This window comes from Neisseria sicca (genome assembly GCF_017753665.1).
Taxonomy (GTDB): Bacteria; Pseudomonadota; Gammaproteobacteria; order Burkholderiales; family Neisseriaceae; genus Neisseria; species Neisseria flava.
The window spans coordinates 1,530,837-1,547,398 of record NZ_CP072524.1; the positions used below are offsets into that span (position 1 = coordinate 1,530,837).

The following is a 16,562-nucleotide window of genomic DNA, read 5'->3' on the forward strand; positions in this document are numbered from 1 at the left end:
CTACATCATATTGTCGAACACGGGCGTAATGCTCAATTCCGCTTCTTCCATGTCCAAAACCATATCGTGGATTTCGGTATCGAAAAATTCCCAAAACGCCTTCAGGCTCATGTCTTGCGGCCACTTGCTTTTATCGATGTCCCAGCCTGCCAGCTCCGCCTCGAAAATCTGTTGGTAGCGTTCGTCAAAATAGGCAATCACGGCTTCCGGCTCGTCAAACTGCGGCACGAGGAATACGGAGCAGTTGGCACGGATTTGCTCGATGGTCAGGTCAGGCATATTTTCATCGGCGGATTTCAGCCATTCCAAAAAACGGGCGGTCGGCTTAAGCACGACGGCGGTACGGTCAACAAAATACATGGTTTTCCTTTGCTACGGCAAAATCGGAGATAGTCTCTTTACCGTCTATATCTATTCTAAAATAATCCATTTGCCATTTTTGTGTTTTCTGGGCTGTTTTATTTAAATTTGTGCACCAGGGTGGATAAAATCGCATGGACATCTTTCCTTTACAATCCTTTGTAGAGAGAATTTTTTTACTGATAGCCACCTCTTTGGGAATTATAAATAAACCGCAATGACAGCCGTCTATCACGACAATAATCAGTTCATCGCCCAAGTCCTCATCGGTATAAGGGATATTTTTGTTCTCTTGGTCTTTTTTCCAAAAGACTGTAAAGTAGCCTTCTTTTTTGGGTGTTTTCTTTGCCAAACGACATCTTTTATATTTTTGATCATACTTTGTCTTAATCAAAATGCTTTCATAGTCTTCATTCCATTTTTCCTTTATCAGATCAAAGTCACCATAATACCTATGAAGAATGTCTGTCATTTTCATTGTTTTATTGTCTTGTCTTTAGAGATGTCGGTTGCATTCGCCAAAGGTCGTCTGAAAGCCTAAATCTGTCTTTCAGACGACCTTTTGGCAAACTGTTAATGCGTCATTACTTGCTGCAAGAACTGTTTGGCGCGTTCGTGTTTCGGATTGGTAAAAAACTCTTCAGGCGTTTCGTTTTCCAAAATCTGCCCTTTATCCACGAAAATAATGCGGTCGGCCACTTCGCGCGCAAAGCCCATTTCATGCGTGACACACATCATGGTCATGCCGCTTTCCGCCAAGTCCTGCATCACTTTCAACACCTCGCCGACCATTTCCGGGTCGAGCGCGGAAGTCGGTTCGTCAAACAGCATCACGCGCGGCTCCATCGCTAACCCGCGCGCAATCGCCACGCGCTGCTGCTGACCGCCGGAAAGCTGGCTGGGGAAAGCATCTTTTTTATGCGCCAAGCCTACGCGTTCCAACAGCTCCATCGCCTTTTCCTCAGCCTGTTCGCGGCTTTGTTTTTTCACCTTCATCGGCGAAAGGATGATGTTTTCCAATACGGTCAGATGCGGATACAGATTGAAGCCTTGAAACACAAAACCCACTTCTTCGCGCACCTTGTTCAAATCCGTTTGCGGATCGGCAACATTGATACCGTCCACCCAAATCTCGCCGCTCTCAATGCTTTCAAGCTGGTTGACGGTACGGATGAGCGTCGATTTGCCGCTGCCCGAAGGTCCGCAAACCACCACCACTTCACCCTGCTTCACTTCCAGATTGACGCCGTTGATGACATGCAGGTCTTTGAAATGTTTATGTACATTTTTGAATTTAATCATGTTTATTTTACATTCTCTAAAATTGACCAGATTTTGGCTGGTTTATCTTCGATACGTTTAACATAGCCATCTATTTTTTTCGCATTGTGTTCATAGTAAATACCGCTGCACAATACATCCATTGCATCCTTATTCAGATCACCATAACGATTATTGGTATATACCGACAAAATACAGGCTTTCAAAGGATGGAAAGGCACGCCATATTCCCGCGCAGCATCCTGATTTCCAAATAGCCATGCGGTTTTCACCAGAGCTGAAAAATTTCCCAACGTCCCCGCTTTAAACAATTTTTCCTTGATTAACGGATAATTTTTCCGTTTCTGCCTTTCCAGCTTGGCGACTTCATCCATCAATTTTTGCGAACCGTTAGGTGCAAGTTCGTCTTCCAAAGCCTTTCTATCATATTCGGCATCAATATCATGAAGTAAATCCTGTGCCTGACCATTGCCGTTTTTTGCAGCTTTCTTGAGCCAATAGTAAAACTCACTCTTCTTGAGATTCACAGGGTCAGTGGTCATTTCCAACTGCTCTGCCAGCATATATTGTGCATCTGCATCACCAGCCTTTGCCTTACTCAGCAAATCACCTTTCTTCCCACCGATACCGCCTAAGGCAAACACCGTACCTGCAATGAATATGACTACCCCGCCCCAAAGATATTTTTTAAGCATTCCATCCCCTATTTTTCAGACGACCTTACGGACCAGATAATTGCTCAGTTCCACATATTTCTCCGGCGCGATATGTTCGGCGCGGTCTTGCGGACTGATACCGACTGCCTGTAAATCCCCGTCGCCGGCAAGCTCTTTCAGATTATTGCGTATGGTTTTGCGGCGTTGGTGGAAGGCGAGTTTCACCAGTTTGGCGAAATGCTCGAAATCGTCTGCCTTACCGATGCGGTGTTTCACCGGAATCATGCGCACCACTGCCGAATCAACTTTCGGCGCAGGGTCAAACGATTCGGGCGGCACGTCAATCAGCAGCTCCATATCGAAAAAATATTGCAGCATCACGCCCAAGCGGCCGTAGTCGTTGCTTTTCGGCGCGGCGACCATGCGTTCGACCACTTCTTTTTGCAGCATAAAGTGCATATCGACGACATCGTCCGCCACTTCCGCCAGCTTGAACAAAAGCGGCGTGGAAATGTTGTACGGCAGGTTGCCGACGATTTTCTTTTTGCCCGCGATGCTGTTGAAATCAAACTGCAATACATCGCCTTCATGAATCACGAGCTTATCCGCAAACGGCAGCGTTTTCAGACGACGTACGATGTCGCGGTCGATTTCGATAACGTGCAGGCAGTTCAGCTTTTTCGCCAAAGGCTCGGTAATCGCCGCCAAGCCCGGCCCGATTTCAATCACCACATCATCAGCCTGCGGACGCACGGCGTTGACAATATCGGCAATAATGCGCGTGTCCTGCAAAAAATTCTGCCCGAAGCGTTTCCGGGCCTTATGTTCTTTCATCGCGTCTCTTCAAACTGTCGATCATTATAGTAAGCGCGTATTGTAACTGAAAAACATAGCATTTTGTCGGACAAGAAAGAGGTCGTCTGAAAACGTTTTTCAGACGACCTCTTTAGCTATAACGGTAATTTCATCCCCTACCCCGCTCAAAAAATGGGTAGGCGGCTGAATTGTTCAAACAAACATTACCGGCGGCAGCCAAGATTGGGTACCGCTGGCGGAAAATTCCCACAGGATGTCGGGCAAACCGTAATGGTCGGCGCGCGTCGGGTCGAGTTGCGTTTCGATTTCGGCTTCGCGGCCTTCGCTGATTTGTGTGGCGATGTGCGGATTGATCATGACGGTTTTGCCCAGTGCGATAAATTCCGCCCAGCCGGTTTCAAACGCCGCCAAAATTTGATCAGCGGTAAACAGGTTGCCCACGCCGATAAGAGGCAGCTTGCCGTTGATACGGTCGTGGATAAACTGCATACGGGTTTGCGCCGTATCACCGCCGCGTCGGATTTTCTTGTCGAATTCCCATAAGGAAACGTGCAGATATTGCAGCGGCTTTTGCACCAAGGCGTCAATCAGTGCGCCGGTTTCGGTCATGGTCAACCCGTCTTCGCCTGCTTCTTCGGGCGAGAAACGGTAGCCGATAATGAAGTCGTTGCGTTGGTGTTTTTCACGAACTGCGGCAACGGCATCGACGACGGCGAGTGGGAAGCGCATTCTGTTTTCCAAGCTGCCGCCCCATTGGTCGTTACGGCGATTACTTTGGGCGGAGTAAAACTGTTGGATTAAATAGCCGTTCGCGCCGTGGATTTCCACACCGTCAAAGCCTGCGCGAAGTGCCAAATCGGCAGCTTGGGCGAAGGAGGCGATGAGTTCTTCCACTTCTGCGGCACTCGCTTCACGCGCTCCATCCTTTTCGCTGGCGGACGCACTGATTTTGTCGCGGTGGTTGAGTTCTACCATCGCTTGGGAGCCGCCGTGATGGATTTGCAAAATCGCTTTTGCACCTTGTTTTTGAATGATTTGGGCGGTTTCTTTCAGGCTGTCGAGGCAGTTTTCACCCGTAGCTTCGGGCTGTCCACGAAAGGCTTTGCCGCCTTCTTGAACCAAAGTGGCGGCGGAGATAAAGAGACCTATATCACCTGCGCGATTGCCGAGAAACGTGCGTTCTTGGTCACTGATTAAACCATCGGCGTGCGAACCGAAATGGGTCATGGGCGCAACGGCGAGGCGGTTTTTGACGGTTACGCCGTTGTTGAGTGTGAAAGATTGGAAAAGCGGAGCATATTTGGGTTTCATTTTGTTCTTTCGAAAATTAATAACTCCTACAAAATTGGGACAAATATGGAATTATCAAGAACGAGGTCGTCTGAAAAACACGGTTTCGACGAAACGGAATGTTTTCAGACGACCTTTCGACAATACGTCTAACGACGATTACCAGAGGTAGGTTACGCTGGCGCCGCCGCCCGCACCGCCTTTCGCCGCGCCGACTGCCGAGCCTTTAACCAGCCATTTGCCGCTGGCGGATACTTTGGAAATACCTACGGCGTAACCGCTTTTACCGCGCCAGATACCGCTTGCGACGGAAACCGCGCCTTGTCCCGGCTGATATGCCTGTCCGAGGCTGCCGACTGCGATTGCAGCGGCGGAGCCTGAATCGGCGCGCTCTTCAAGTTTGTCCATACGGACTTTGGCTTCGTTGCGCAAAGCGGCGATTTGGGTCTGGTGATTGCTCTCGGCTGCGGCAAGGCTGCTTTGGGTTTGGCGGGCAAGGCTCTTCACTTGGGCAACGTTGACCGCGTCCGTATCCTCCTTACCCGCAGCAACATTGGTAATCTGGCGGCTGTTTTGTTCGCTGCCGACAGATACCGCGCCCAAAGTCGATACCCATGTTCTGCCTGTTTCCGTACTTGCCGCGCCGGTAGCAAAGTCATGTCCGGCAACGCCTGCCGCAGTATCGGCAACGCTGTCCGTACCGAGTGCCACGGAGTTTTGCTGACGCGCTTCTGCTTTGTAGCCCAAAGCAGCGGATTTTTCCTCAAATGCGGCAGCACCTGCGCCCAAAGCCGTTCCGCCCGATTTCCGTACCCGTGCGCGCGTGCCTGCGGCAAGACCGTTGAGTGCGGTGGACGAAGATTCCACGCCCAATGCCACGCTGTTGGTTTCTTCGGCAACCGCGCGCGTACCGACTGCAACCGCCTGATAACCGTTTGCCTCGGCAGCAGATGCCAGCGCGACCGCCTGCGTACCGTTGGCTTTTGCCCTATCCCCGACAGCAGTGGAACTGAGTGCATTGGCTTCGCTGCCGCGTCCAAACGCAATCGCATCAATATCGGCAGCCTTCGCGCTTTCACCGATCGCGATAGAACGCAAACCCGTTGCCTGCGACATCAAACCGACCGCCACCGACTGCCCACCGGAAGCCTTCGATGCGCCGCCGACGGCAATATCATTGGTTCCTTTTGCATTCGCCCTGAAACCGACGGCAACCGTCCGCAATGCCTCCGCCTTAGCCTCACTGCCAAGCGCCGACGCACTCAAACCCGAAGCGTTTGAATCATAGCCGGCAGCAACAGACTTATAACCCGCCGCAGCCGCTTTGTCGCCCAACGCAGTCGCATTCTCCCCAGCCTTCGAGTCTTTACCCAACGCGACCGAACCGTTTTTGTGCATCGTTCCTGTCGCAATACCTTCCGCAACACAAACATTTGCAAAAACAAGGGACAACACCAAACACAGCGGTTTGACGGATAAGTTTAGTTTCATCTTTTCATTCTCCATTTTTGAATTTTTAAAAATATCAACCAATTCTAAATAACTATATTTAACTATTTAGAATTAGTTATATTGTATAGTATTATTACAATATTATTAATTATATGTAATTAATAATTGATTTAAATCAGTGGTCAGTTATGCTGCTTTTGCCATACTGGTTAATCTTATGAAATCACGCCAAGGTGTTTTCAGACGACCTTTTACCAACACTTTCCGTCTAACAACCGGCAAATGAAAGCATCCAAAGGGGTAGAAATATAAATCCTCTGCCATATCCGCTATAATCAACTCTTTTCATCCGACAGGAAGTCAAATGTCCTCCAGCCGTTTCAACCAAACCGGCCCCAAAATCGGTCTGAGCGTGCGCCTTGCGGAAACGCAGGCGGAAATTGAAGCAGCACAACGCTTGCGTTATCAAGTATTCGCCCAAGAGCTGGGTGCAGAAATCGAAAGCGACGACGGTCGCGATGTCGATCCTTACGACGAACATTGCCACCACCTTTTGGCTTTTGACGACGCAACCGGAGACGTCATCGGCTGCTATCGTCTGATTACCGAAGAAACCGCCAAAAAAGTCGGCGGCTGGTATAGCGAACACGAATTTGACTTGTCCCCTTTGAAAGACATCTTGCCGCAAACCGTCGAACTCGGACGCGCCTGCACCCATCCCGACTACCGCAACGGCGGTTTGGTCATGCTTTTGTGGTCGGGTTTGGTCAAATTCATGAAAGACGAAAACCTGCGCTTCATGATAGGCTGCGGCAGCATCGATATGCACGACGGCGGCAGCGATGCGGCGGGTCTGTATCATGCCCTGAAATCCAAATACCTCGCGCCTGAAAAATGGTGCGTCAAGCCGCTCAATCCGCTCAAGTGGGACGAAATTACCCCGTCGGACAAACCTGATGTCCCGCCGTTGATTAAAGGCTACCTCAATGCGGGCGCATGGTTCTGCGGCGAGCCTTGTGTCGATGAAGCGTTCAACTGCGCCGACGTACTCATCATGATGGACATCACCCGCCTGGCAGACCGTTACCTCCAACGTTTCGCCCCTAAACCATAAAGACTAAAAGGTCGTCTGAAAACCTTTTCAGACGACCTCAACTATTGTGAAATCAACGATTTTTAGCAATTCACCCTATACCAATATACACACACCACAACCTCTATGATTGCCAAACTACGTTTTACTTTCCGCCTGCTCTGTATCGGCATCTGCCTGCTTTACGGTATGGCGGAAATGTTCTTCCTGTTTCCCTTTTACAGTAAACGGCGCAAACTGCGTGCCATCCAAATCTGGTCGCTGCGCGTCCTCGCTTCCTGCGGCATGAAGCTGGAGACCTTCGGCACGCTGCCTCAAGAAGGGCAGGCGCAGTTGTTAATCAGCAACCACATCTCTTGGTTGGACATCATGGCTGCTAACGGCGCATTTCCGGGTCGATTTGTGGCGAAAGACGATGTCGCTAAATGGCCGGTGGTCGGCTACCTCGCCACGCAGGCGCAAACCGTGTACGTTTCACGCAATAAAGGTACCAAAGGCAATACCGCTAAAATCGCCACCGTAACCGAGGCTCTCAAAAACGGCGATACCGTAACCATTTTCCCGGAAGGGACGAGTACGGAAGGTTATGAAATCCTCCCGTTCAAGCCCAGCTTTTTCCAAACCGCCTACGATGCAGGTGTTCCCATTATCCCCATGCTCTGCCGATACCCCAATCCCGACGGCTCAAGCCCCAACCTTCAGGCGGCTTATGTGGGCGATACCAGCCTGTGGCAATCCATCTGCATGATCATCAGCCAGCCTTCCAGTAAAGTGGAGCTGCATTTCCTGGAGCCGGTTCCTGCCAAAGAAGACCGCTATGAAACGGCGCAGGAAGTACACGGCATCTTGAGCCGGAAATTGAAAGAATTGGGTTGAAGAGTCAAAACAAATGAAAGGTCATCTGAAAAATGAACTGGTCCCCAAATCTTGGACACTCATAAAAGCCTTTTCAGGCGCTCTGTGTAAGCTGGGTTCTGTATGCGACAGGACTCAGCTTTTTCAATTTCAGACTGCAACGCTCCCGGTTGTAGTAATCCATATAGTCGAGACCTTTGCAAAATTCCCCAAAATCCCCTAAATTCCCACCAAGACATTTAGGGGATTTCTCATGAGCACCTTCTTCCGGCAAACCGCACAAGCCATGATTGCCAAACACATCGACCGCTTCCCACTATTGAAGTTGGATCAGGTGATTGATTGGCAGCCGACCGAACAGTACCTGAATCGTCAAAGAACCCGTTACCTTAGAGACCACCGCGGCCGTCCCGCCTATCCCCTGTTGTCCATGTTCAAAGCCGTCCTGCTCGGACAATGGCACAGCCTCTCCGATCCCGAACTCGAACACAGCCTCATCACCCGTATCGACTTCAACCTGTTTTGCCGTTTTGACGAGTTGAGCATCCCCGATTACAGCACCTTATGCCGCTACCGCAACTGGCTGGCGCAAGACGACACCCTGTCCGAATTGCTGGAACTGATTAACCGCCAACTGACCGCAAAAGGCCTAAAAATAGAGAAAGCATCCGCCGCCGTCATTGACGCCACCATTATTCAAACCGCCGGCAGCAAACAGCGTCAGGCCATAGAAGTTGACGAGGAAGGACAAGTCAGCAGCCAAACCACACCGAGTAAAGATAAAGATGCTCGTTGGACAAAGAAAAACGGTTTATACAGACTCGGTTACAAACAACATACCCGTACCGATGAGGAAGGCTATATCGAGAAACTGCACATCACCCCCGCCAATACCCATGAGTGTAACCACCTGTTGCCTTTGCTGGAAGGAATAGCCAAAGACACAACCGTCTATGCCGACAAAGGCTACGACAGTGCGGAAAACCGGCAACATCTGAAAGAACATCGGTTGCTGGACGGCATTATGCGCAAAGCCCACCGCAACCGTCCGCTGACGGAAGCGCAAACCAAACGTAACCGGTATTTGTCGAAGACCCGTTATGTGGTCGAACAGAGCTTTGGTACGTTGCACCGTAAATTCCGCTACGCCCGGGCAGCCTATTTTGGGCTGATTAAAGTGAGTGCGCAAAGCCATCTGAAGGCGATGTGTTTGAACCTGTTGAAAGCGGCTAACAGGCTAAGTGTGCCTGTTGCCGCCTAAAAGGCGGCCCGGATGCCTGATTATCAGGTATCCGGGGAGGATTAAGGGGGTATTTGGGTAAAATCAGGAGCAATTAGTGGCAGAAACAGCCGAAAACCTGTGTTTGGGTTTCGGCTGTCGGGGAAAGGGCTTTTTTGCAAAGGTCTCAGTCATCTATCTGCTTCATCAATTCGTCCACCGTCAATTCTCCTGCGTTATAGAAACACTCCGTCTTCAACACCGCAAAGAAGCTTTCCATCGGCGCATTGTCCCAGCAGTTCGCCTTTCGCGACATGCTTTGAACCATGGAATGCTCCGCAAGCAATTCCCTATACCCCGCCGTACGGTACAGCACACCCTGGTCGGAATGCAGCATCGTTCCCTTATCAGTCAGACGGGGTGCGGCTTTTTCGAGCATTTCCTTCACCATTTCGCTGTTAGCATTGCGGCTCATGGCGTAGGCGACGATTTCTCGGTTGAACAAGTCCAAGATTGGCGAGAGGTACAGTTTGCCGTCGCTCCCTTTGAGTTCGGTCACGTCGGTCAGCCATTTTTCGTTGGGCTTTTGGGCTTTGAACCGGCGTTTGAGGAGGTGTTCCGATATTTCGCCCATGGCGGGATGGCGGTAGGCTTTTTTCGCCCGTATGAGGGCTTTCAGTCCTAGCTGCTTCATCAGCCGCGCCACTTTTTTGCGGTTCCAATCCAATGCTGCGGCAATGCGCCTTTGCCCGTAGCGTCCTTTATGTCGTCGGTAGGTTTCGACAAGGAGGGCTTTGTCGGCTTCATCGGGGTCGGGTCGGTCTTGGTGATAGTAGTAAAAGCTGCTTTTGGGCAGGTTTGCGATGTGCAGCAGGTATTTGAGCGGGTGTTGCGCCCTCAGTGCTTGGACGGTTTGGCTTTGTCCTTTTCGGTCCGCTTTTGGCTGAGGGCTTTCAACTCCTTTAGGTAGGCGACCTTTGCGCGCATATAGCACAACTCTTCGATAAGCTCTGCCTGTGTTTTTTCGTTGTCGGGTTTGTCGGCGATGAAGGGGTTTTTGCGGTGGTCGGTCATGGTTTTGGATTGTGGATGTTCGAGTGCGCCGATGCCGCCTTCCTGATAGGCGCGTATCCATCGCCGCAGGTGGGTTCGGGAAATGCCGTAGTGGTCTGCGGTACGCTGTTGGCTGCGTATGTGCAGGTAGTGGAGTACGGCTTGGTATTTGAAGTGTAATGTATATTTGCTCATAAAAAAACTGCACCTTGTGAGTTGGAGGGGATGTCCAACTTTTGGGGTGCAGTTCAAAACAGGAAAACCGGTTTTCAGACGACCTTTTTTGCAACCATGTTTTGATTGCCAGCCCATTCAAGAATGATAGTCTTGTAGCGTGGGCTTTGCCCACGAAGATGATGAGTAAAAGAACTGAAGATAATAAGCAAAAAAACTGCTGAAACTTTCCCTATTATTCGCGGGCAAAGCCCACGCTATGGGTTTTAAGCAAGCATAGTGTAATGAACACAAAAGGTCGTCTGAAAACGTACAATCACTATTTCAGACGACCTCTTACCCATAAAAAACCGCAGGTATGGAACCTGCGGTTTTTTATTTTACAATTTGCTGTCTTCGCTGTCGAGGAAGCTTCTGAGGCGGTCGCTGCGGGTCGGATGACGCAGTTTGCGCAGGGCTTTGGCTTCGATTTGACGGATACGTTCGCGGGTTACGTCAAACTGTTTGCCGACTTCTTCGAGCGTGTGGTCGGTATTCATGTCGATACCGAAACGCATACGCAGGACTTTGGCTTCGCGCGGTGTCAGGCTTTCGAGGATTTCTTTGGTGACTTCGTGCAGGCTGGTGTACATCGCGGCGTCTGCAGGGGCGACGTTGTTGGCATCCTCGATGAAGTCGCCCAAGTGCGAATCGTCGTCGTCGCCGATCGGGGTTTCCATCGAAATCGGCTCTTTGGCGATTTTCATGATTTTGCGGATTTTGTCTTCCGGCATTTCCATCAACTCGGCGAGTTTGGCGGAATCGGGCTCTTCGCCGGTTTCTTGCAGATACTGGCGGGAGATGCGGTTCATCTTGTTGATGGTTTCAATCATGTGCACCGGAATACGGATGGTGCGCGCCTGGTCGGCAATCGAGCGGGTAATCGCTTGGCGGATCCACCATGTCGCGTAGGTGGAGAATTTGTAGCCGCGGCGGTATTCGAACTTGTCGACCGCCTTCATCAAGCCGATGTTGCCTTCTTGAATCAAATCAAGGAACTGCAAACCTCGGTTGGTGTATTTTTTGGCGATGGAAATCACCAGGCGCAAGTTTGCCTGAATCATTTCCTGCTTGGCGGCTGCGGTTTCTTTTTCACTCGACACCATGTTTTTATTGATGTCTTTCAGCTCTTCGATGGAAATGCGGGTTTCTTTTTCCATGTTCGCCAACTCGGTTTGTTTTTCGAGGATGGCGTGGCGGAAGCGGTCGAGTGCGTCGCTCCAGACCCTGCCTTTGGCGACTTCTTCTTCTACCCATTTCAGGTTGGTGATTTCGGGCAGGAAGTTTTGGATGAAGTAGTCGCGTTCCATATGGACGCGGTCAAGGCAGATGTCGCGGATTTCGCGTTCAAGCTTGCGGATGTTTTCGACACGGCTGCGAAGGTTGCCGCTGAGGCTTTCGATTTGGCGGGTGGCGAAGCGGACTTCCAAGAGCTTGTTGGCGATGGCGTCGCGGTGTGCCAAATAATCGGGGTGGCGGCTGTCGTGTTTTTCCAGCTTTTTAATCATCTTGCCGTATTCGCTTTCGATGAAGGCGAAATGATCCAGCACTTTTTGCTTCAATTCGGCAAGATGGGCGGCGGACATGGCTTCGGCATCGCTGCCGGAATCGTCGTCATCTTCGTCTTCATCCTCTTCATCTTCGTCGCTGCTGCCGGAATTGTCGTCGTTTGACGCGCTTTCCAAGTGTCCCAAGCCCAATTCGTTGAGCAACACTTCGTTCGGGTCGATGATGGCTTCGACCACTTCGTCCACGCGGATTTCATCCTTGCGGATTTGCTCGATCAGCTCGAGGATTTCAGCGATAGAACCCGGACAGGCGGAAATCGCCTGCACCATGTTCTTCAGGGCGTTTTCGATTTTTTTGGCGATGATGATTTCGTCTTCGCGGGTCAGCAGGTCAACCTGCCCCATTTCGCGCATATACATACGCACGGGATCGGTGGTTCTGCCGAACTCGGAGTCCGCGCTGGACAAGGCGGCTTCGGCTTCGGCAACGGCATCGTCGTCGGTTACGGCGGCGGCGTTGTCGCTCAACAAAATGTCTTCCGCATCAGGCGCCTGCTCGGTCACTTGGATACCCAAGCCGGAAATCATGCTAACGATGTTGTCGATTTGATCCGCATCGGACATATCGTCGGGCAAGGCGTCGTTGATTTCGGAATAAGTGATGTAGCCGCGTTCCTTACCCATAATGATGAGCTGGCGCAGGCGGGCGCGCTGCTCTTCAAGGGTCAGCGGACGGTTGTCGTCCTGTTCTTGATAGTCTTCGTGATTTTGGTCTTTAGACATGGATTACTTTCTTGATCTGATGGTGTGCCGACGGTTTGCATGATGCACCTGAAGGCGGAACAGAGTTACAACCGATTTAAAGTCAATCTTTTGGATTGTAACTCTGAGGTCGTCTGAAAGCTCTTTGGAACGGGTGTTCTGCGGGATCATATTCGCAGCTTGGGACAATGCTTTTCTGACGGCCTGAAGGTTGCTGGATTCGGCTGGGATTGCCGTTCGTTCAATTTTGCTTTGCCGTCAAAAGCGACAGCAAGAGTTTTTTTTCATTTTCATTCAAACCCGATTGCAGGCTTTTCTGCTTGAGAGTTTCGATTTGTTGGTATTTTAACTCGTTAAGGAGTTTCTTCATGCCGATTTGGAAGTTTTCGCGGTCTTCTTCGCCTCCGCCTTCCATTTCTTCAGAATAGAGTGTCGATTGGAAGATTTGGTTCACGGTTTCTTCGTAAGGAGAACCGCGCATATACTCTAAAACCTGCGCGGTAGCGGGTACGGCGGCATGGCTTTTAATGGTTTCGGCAAGATTGGCAAGGCAGGCGAAATCGCCGTCCAATGCCAAATAATCGGGCAGGTCTATATATGCAGCCCAATCCGGATTTATCAAGAGGCTGCGGATTTGCCGTTGCACCAGCGTCAGCATGACCGGCTGTTTGACGGAAATCGGAGGCAGTTTGTAGCTTTTTTGTTTGACGTGCCGCTTCGGCGCTTCCTGCCCGAGCAGTTGGGCGAGATTGTCGGGATCGATGCCGACCAGCTCGCTCAGTCGTTGTTTCAATAAATAAGCCAATGCCGGCGCGGTAATTTGCGCCAAAAGCGGAGAACTGGTTTTCACCAATTCCGCCTTACCTTCCTGCGTATTGAGATTGAGGTCGTCTGAAAGATGTTCCCAGAAATATTCCGACAAGGGCTTACTTTGATTCAACAGCGCATCTTCAAATTGCGCTTTTCCGTAGGCGCGGATGTAGCTGTCGGGGTCGTGTTCTTCGGGTAAGAACAAAAAATGCAGCGATTTGTCGTCTTTCAACTGCGGCAACGCGTTTTCCAGCGCGCGCCAAGCCGCTTTCCGTCCCGCGCTGTCGCCGTCGAAACAGAAATAAATACTGTCCGCCTGCCGCATCAGGATTTTGACGTGTTCCGCCGTCGTCGCCGTACCCAAAGCCGCTACGCCGTAGCCCACGCCAAACTGCGCCAGCGCGACCACATCCATATAACCTTCGACCACCAAAATCCGCCCTGCTTCTTTGACCGCAGCACGTCCTTCATACAAACCGTAAAGGTTTTTCCCCTTATCAAACAAAGGCGTATCAGGAGAGTTCAAATATTTCGGTTTCGAGTCGTCCAACACCCTGCCACCAAAACCAATCACCTGCCCGCGCGGATTGCGGATGGGGAACATAATCCGATGACGGAATCGGTCATAATGCCGCCCCTCATTGTCAATCACCATCCCCGTATCCACCAACGCAGTATTCGGGTACGGTTGGAACACCTGCGCCAAAGGCTGCCAGCCGTCGGGCGCGTAGCCCAAACCATAATGCGCAATGACTTCCGCGCTCAAACCGCGTTTGTCCAAATACGCCTTCGCCGCCGGATTGAATTTCAACTGTTGCGCGTAAAAATCCGCAGCCGCTGCCGTCGTTTCCTCCAGCGTCTGCTGCTTTTTCTTACGTTCGGCACGGACTTCAGGATTATCGTTCTGCCCGCGCACTTTAGGCACGACCATGCCCACGCGGTCGGCAAGAAACTGCACCGCCTCTGGAAACGACAGCCCCTGATGTTCCATCACAAAACCAATCGCCGAACCATGCGCCCCGCAACTGAAACAATGATAAAACTGCTTGGTCGGACTAACCGAAAACGACGGCGTCTTTTCCTTGTGGAACGGACAACAAGCCATATAGTTCGCCCCGCCCTTCTTCAGCGGAACCTGCTCGTCGATAATATCGACAATATCGACTTTGGCCAGAAGCTCGTCAATGAAATCGGATGGAATCATAGTTCGGCGGATGCGTATGGACAGGACAAACGTTTTCAGACGACCTTTTATCTTAAAGGTCGTCTGAAAACAGAATCTCAAATCGGTTTAAAAACAAGGTTCGTATTATAACGTGTATTCGGGATAAAAATAGCACTCTTACAAAACCGACTCCTTAGCTGGCCGCTTATGCAACACAAACCTTCGAGGTCGTCTGAAAATTCGTTTTCAGACGACCTCGAGGGCTCAAAACCTGTATTCTGCTTTGACGGTAAATTCATTGCGTTTGTAGCGGTTCAACCAGGACGAGCTTTTGTTGTCGGTGTGCTTGATGCTTAAGACGGGCGTAATGCCGCGGAGGAAAGGGTGGTCGAATTTGATGTCCAACTGGTAGGTGCGTTCGAAATCACGGCGGCGGGTTTCCAGCCAGGCATGGTAGTCCTGATAGGCTGTTTTGCGCCAGATTGCCTGAAAGGTGGCGTCGATGCCGGATTCGAAACGTTTGTTGACACCCGCGCGCAGGCCGTGCCGGCGGTAGGAATCCACTTTTTCGCGACTGTTTTTGCGCAGGTAGTCGTAGCCGCCGAATACCAGCCAGTCTTTCGGCAGGGCGTAGATGGCGGTGGTGAACAGAAGCGTCTGCGGGCCGTTGAAATGTTTTAATTCGCCGCGGTAGCGGTCGTATTTGTGGTCGAGCTGCACGCCCAGCGAGGCTTGGTCGGAAAAGGTGCGGCTGTATGCCGTGCTGATGCCGGCGCTGCTGTCGCGCAGTTTGCCGCCCGACCATTCGTATTGCACCTGCGGGCCGACACTGAAGGAATGGTCTTTGCTCTGAAAACTGTAAGCGGGGCTGACGTTGATATTGTGTTCGCCGTATTCTTTATTGCCGGGATAGAGCCGGCCCCATGCGTAGCCGCCCAGTTGCAGGCCGTGGTGGCCGTTGAGCGAAATGCGTCTGCTTAAGTTGGCTTCATATACCCACATCCGGTTTTTCAACGCATCGGGCGCGTAGGCGTCAAGCTGTTCGTTGCGGCAGGACAGCATTCCGTCGCCGTCCAGAATCGGCTGCCCGTTGGAATCGAAACCGCAGCTTGTCTGATTGCGGACAACCGTCGCGCCCGACGACTGGTTTAAGTTGGTGTTGTAACCCGCGCCGAACGAAACCGAACCGCTCCACGCATCGCGTTTCTTCAAAGCGTCGGCAAACACTTTGATTTTCTCATTGACGGCGGGCACTTCGGGAATATCAATACCGTCGAACAATGCCGCCGATTCTTTGTTTTGTTTGTCTATAAACAGCAGCCGCGCCAAATCCAGGCGGCCGCGCAGAAATTCGGGATTTTTGCGGTAAAGCTCGCGGTATTTCGCCAGCGCGGCCTTCAAATCGTCGCGGAACACCGCCTGATTGGCCTCGGCAAACAGCACTATATCGGGGTCGTAATCATCTTGACGGCGGTAAATGTCTAACAGCCGCGCCGTTTCTTCCTCGTTTTGCGCATTGACCGCCTTCATCAGCGACAACGCCAAATCTTCGCCGTCCTGCACTTCTCCCGCGCCGAACTCAATCGCCGTATTGTCCGCTTCGTTCCTTTCCTGCTGCGCGCGGCGGAGTTCCGTTCCCTGTTTGAGCTGCATGAAGCGGTCTTCCCTGTCGTCGGCAAACGCATGGGGCAGCAGGCTGATAAAAAAAGGAAGGAGCAAAAGGCGTTTCATAAGATTCTTTCCTGTGTATCGGGCGGCTTTGTTTTTCAGACGACCTTTTCAAAGAAAAACTTATATTTCATCTTTACCGGGCAAGAACATTGTTTATTTGCATGAAAGCCCCTGCCGGGTCGTCTGAAAAATGAGCTTCTCAAGCCCATCGAAACAGCACGCCTTCAAACTCACGGGCCATTCGGAAAATACCGGCTTAAACGCATTGCGAAGCCCGATATTTCCGAACGGCCCTGTACGATGTGCATTGTGTGTCGGATTTGTGTTTTATAGGCGAACGGAATGGGGAACGACAAAA

Annotated in this window: 16 protein-coding genes; 3 read left to right on the top strand and 13 right to left on the bottom strand. The window is 51.2% G+C overall.

Annotated features, from left to right (window positions below; genetic code table 11):
- From J7445_RS07235 to J7445_RS07265, 7 genes are all read right to left on the bottom strand, one after another.
- Nucleotides 1-360: a hypothetical protein gene (locus J7445_RS07235; RefSeq protein ID WP_003761526.1), complete on the bottom strand. Its 360-nt coding sequence runs from the start codon at nucleotides 358-360 to the stop codon at nucleotides 1-3.
- Nucleotides 347-838 carry a MepB family protein gene (locus J7445_RS07240; protein ID WP_003761530.1) on the bottom strand — a complete coding sequence of 164 codons (492 nt, stop codon included), beginning with the start codon at nucleotides 836-838 and terminating at the stop codon, nucleotides 347-349. The genes J7445_RS07235 and J7445_RS07240 overlap by 14 nt, the downstream gene beginning before the upstream one ends.
- 95 nt (nucleotides 839-933) lie before the next feature.
- Nucleotides 934-1,662: an amino acid ABC transporter ATP-binding protein gene (locus J7445_RS07245; RefSeq protein ID WP_003740819.1), complete on the bottom strand. Its 729-nt coding sequence runs from the start codon at nucleotides 1,660-1,662 to the stop codon at nucleotides 934-936.
- Nucleotides 1,663-1,664: 2 nt separating this feature from the next.
- The gene (locus tag J7445_RS07250) at nucleotides 1,665-2,336 is read right to left on the bottom strand and encodes a sel1 repeat family protein (RefSeq protein WP_070498712.1); all 672 of its coding nucleotides are present in this window, start codon (nucleotides 2,334-2,336) and stop codon (nucleotides 1,665-1,667) included.
- Nucleotides 2,337-2,351: 15 nt separating this feature from the next.
- Nucleotides 2,352-3,131, bottom strand: coding sequence for a 16S rRNA (adenine(1518)-N(6)/adenine(1519)-N(6))-dimethyltransferase RsmA (rsmA, locus tag J7445_RS07255; RefSeq protein ID WP_209282863.1), 780 nt, complete (start codon nucleotides 3,129-3,131; stop codon nucleotides 2,352-2,354).
- Between the two features lie 174 nt (nucleotides 3,132-3,305).
- Nucleotides 3,306-4,424: an NADH-dependent flavin oxidoreductase gene (locus tag J7445_RS07260; RefSeq protein WP_003758160.1), complete on the bottom strand. Its 1,119-nt coding sequence runs from the start codon at nucleotides 4,422-4,424 to the stop codon at nucleotides 3,306-3,308.
- A 138-nt stretch (nucleotides 4,425-4,562) separates the two neighbouring features.
- Complete coding sequence (locus tag J7445_RS07265) at nucleotides 4,563-5,894, bottom strand: YadA-like family protein (RefSeq protein WP_209282864.1); 1,332 nt, start codon at nucleotides 5,892-5,894, stop codon at nucleotides 4,563-4,565.
- Nucleotides 5,895-6,219: 325 nt separating this feature from the next.
- Here J7445_RS07265 and J7445_RS07270 point away from each other — a divergent pair, with 325 nt between their 5' ends.
- Nucleotides 6,220-6,969: a GNAT family N-acetyltransferase gene (locus J7445_RS07270; protein ID WP_209282865.1), complete on the top strand. Its 750-nt coding sequence runs from the start codon at nucleotides 6,220-6,222 to the stop codon at nucleotides 6,967-6,969.
- 105 nt (nucleotides 6,970-7,074) lie between these two features.
- The gene (locus J7445_RS07275; protein WP_209282866.1) at nucleotides 7,075-7,824 is read left to right on the top strand and encodes a lysophospholipid acyltransferase family protein; all 750 of its coding nucleotides are present in this window, start codon (nucleotides 7,075-7,077) and stop codon (nucleotides 7,822-7,824) included.
- A 73-nt stretch (nucleotides 7,825-7,897) separates the two neighbouring features.
- Here the strand turns inward: J7445_RS07275 and J7445_RS12550 are convergent, their stop codons facing one another.
- The gene (locus J7445_RS12550; RefSeq protein ID WP_107976763.1) at nucleotides 7,898-7,987 is read right to left on the bottom strand and encodes an IS3 family transposase; all 90 of its coding nucleotides are present in this window, start codon (nucleotides 7,985-7,987) and stop codon (nucleotides 7,898-7,900) included.
- Nucleotides 7,988-8,056: 69 nt separating this feature from the next.
- Here J7445_RS12550 and J7445_RS07285 point away from each other — a divergent pair, with 69 nt between their 5' ends.
- On the top strand, nucleotides 8,057-9,064 hold the full coding sequence (locus J7445_RS07285; protein WP_209282867.1) for an IS5 family transposase: 1,008 nt from the start codon (nucleotides 8,057-8,059) through the stop codon (nucleotides 9,062-9,064).
- Nucleotides 9,065-9,209: 145 nt separating this feature from the next.
- Here the strand turns inward: J7445_RS07285 and J7445_RS07290 are convergent, their stop codons facing one another.
- The 5 genes from J7445_RS07290 to J7445_RS07310 all read right to left on the bottom strand — a co-directional run bounded on the left by J7445_RS07290 (nucleotide 9,210) and on the right by J7445_RS07310 (nucleotide 16,264).
- Nucleotides 9,210-10,016 (bottom strand): IS3 family transposase, encoded by an 807-nt coding sequence (locus J7445_RS07290; RefSeq protein ID WP_209282868.1) that lies wholly within the window; start codon nucleotides 10,014-10,016, stop codon nucleotides 9,210-9,212.
- Entirely contained in the window at nucleotides 9,920-10,270 is a 351-nt protein-coding gene (locus tag J7445_RS07295; RefSeq protein WP_244969462.1) for a helix-turn-helix domain-containing protein, read from the bottom strand. The genes J7445_RS07290 and J7445_RS07295 overlap by 97 nt, the downstream gene beginning before the upstream one ends.
- A 359-nt stretch (nucleotides 10,271-10,629) precedes the next feature.
- Complete coding sequence (rpoD, locus tag J7445_RS07300) at nucleotides 10,630-12,579, bottom strand: RNA polymerase sigma factor RpoD (protein ID WP_209282869.1); 1,950 nt, start codon at nucleotides 12,577-12,579, stop codon at nucleotides 10,630-10,632.
- Between the two features lie 220 nt (nucleotides 12,580-12,799).
- Nucleotides 12,800-14,572 carry a DNA primase gene (gene dnaG, locus J7445_RS07305; RefSeq protein WP_049229715.1) on the bottom strand — a complete coding sequence of 591 codons (1,773 nt, stop codon included), beginning with the start codon at nucleotides 14,570-14,572 and terminating at the stop codon, nucleotides 12,800-12,802.
- A gap of 225 nt (nucleotides 14,573-14,797) precedes the next feature.
- Entirely contained in the window at nucleotides 14,798-16,264 is a 1,467-nt protein-coding gene (locus tag J7445_RS07310; protein ID WP_070538695.1) for a surface lipoprotein assembly modifier, read from the bottom strand.
- Nucleotides 16,265-16,562 lie beyond the last annotated feature (298 nt).

Bases quoted from the DNA above. Each gene is read 5' to 3' on its own strand.
- J7445_RS07235 (WP_003761526.1), bottom strand. From the start codon at position 360: ATGTATTTTGTTGACCGTACCGCCGTCGTGCTTAAGCCGACCGCCCGT.
- J7445_RS07240 (WP_003761530.1), bottom strand. From the start codon at position 838: ATGAAAATGACAGACATTCTTCATAGGTATTATGGTGACTTTGATCTG.
- J7445_RS07245 (WP_003740819.1), bottom strand. From the start codon at position 1,662: ATGATTAAATTCAAAAATGTACATAAACATTTCAAAGACCTGCATGTC.
- J7445_RS07250 (WP_070498712.1), bottom strand. From the start codon at position 2,336: ATGCTTAAAAAATATCTTTGGGGCGGGGTAGTCATATTCATTGCAGGT.
- rsmA (WP_209282863.1), bottom strand. From the start codon at position 3,131: ATGAAAGAACATAAGGCCCGGAAACGCTTCGGGCAGAATTTTTTGCAG.
- J7445_RS07260 (WP_003758160.1), bottom strand. From the start codon at position 4,424: ATGAAACCCAAATATGCTCCGCTTTTCCAATCTTTCACACTCAACAAC.
- J7445_RS07265 (WP_209282864.1), bottom strand. From the start codon at position 5,894: ATGAAACTAAACTTATCCGTCAAACCGCTGTGTTTGGTGTTGTCCCTT.
- J7445_RS07270 (WP_209282865.1), top strand. From the start codon at position 6,220: ATGTCCTCCAGCCGTTTCAACCAAACCGGCCCCAAAATCGGTCTGAGC.
- J7445_RS07275 (WP_209282866.1), top strand. From the start codon at position 7,075: ATGATTGCCAAACTACGTTTTACTTTCCGCCTGCTCTGTATCGGCATC.
- J7445_RS12550 (WP_107976763.1), bottom strand. From the start codon at position 7,987: ATGGATTACTACAACCGGGAGCGTTGCAGTCTGAAATTGAAAAAGCTG.
- J7445_RS07285 (WP_209282867.1), top strand. From the start codon at position 8,057: ATGAGCACCTTCTTCCGGCAAACCGCACAAGCCATGATTGCCAAACAC.
- J7445_RS07295 (WP_244969462.1), bottom strand. From the start codon at position 10,270: ATGAGCAAATATACATTACACTTCAAATACCAAGCCGTACTCCACTAC.
- rpoD (WP_209282869.1), bottom strand. From the start codon at position 12,579: ATGTCTAAAGACCAAAATCACGAAGACTATCAAGAACAGGACGACAAC.
- dnaG (WP_049229715.1), bottom strand. From the start codon at position 14,572: ATGATTCCATCCGATTTCATTGACGAGCTTCTGGCCAAAGTCGATATT.
- J7445_RS07310 (WP_070538695.1), bottom strand. From the start codon at position 16,264: ATGAAACGCCTTTTGCTCCTTCCTTTTTTTATCAGCCTGCTGCCCCAT.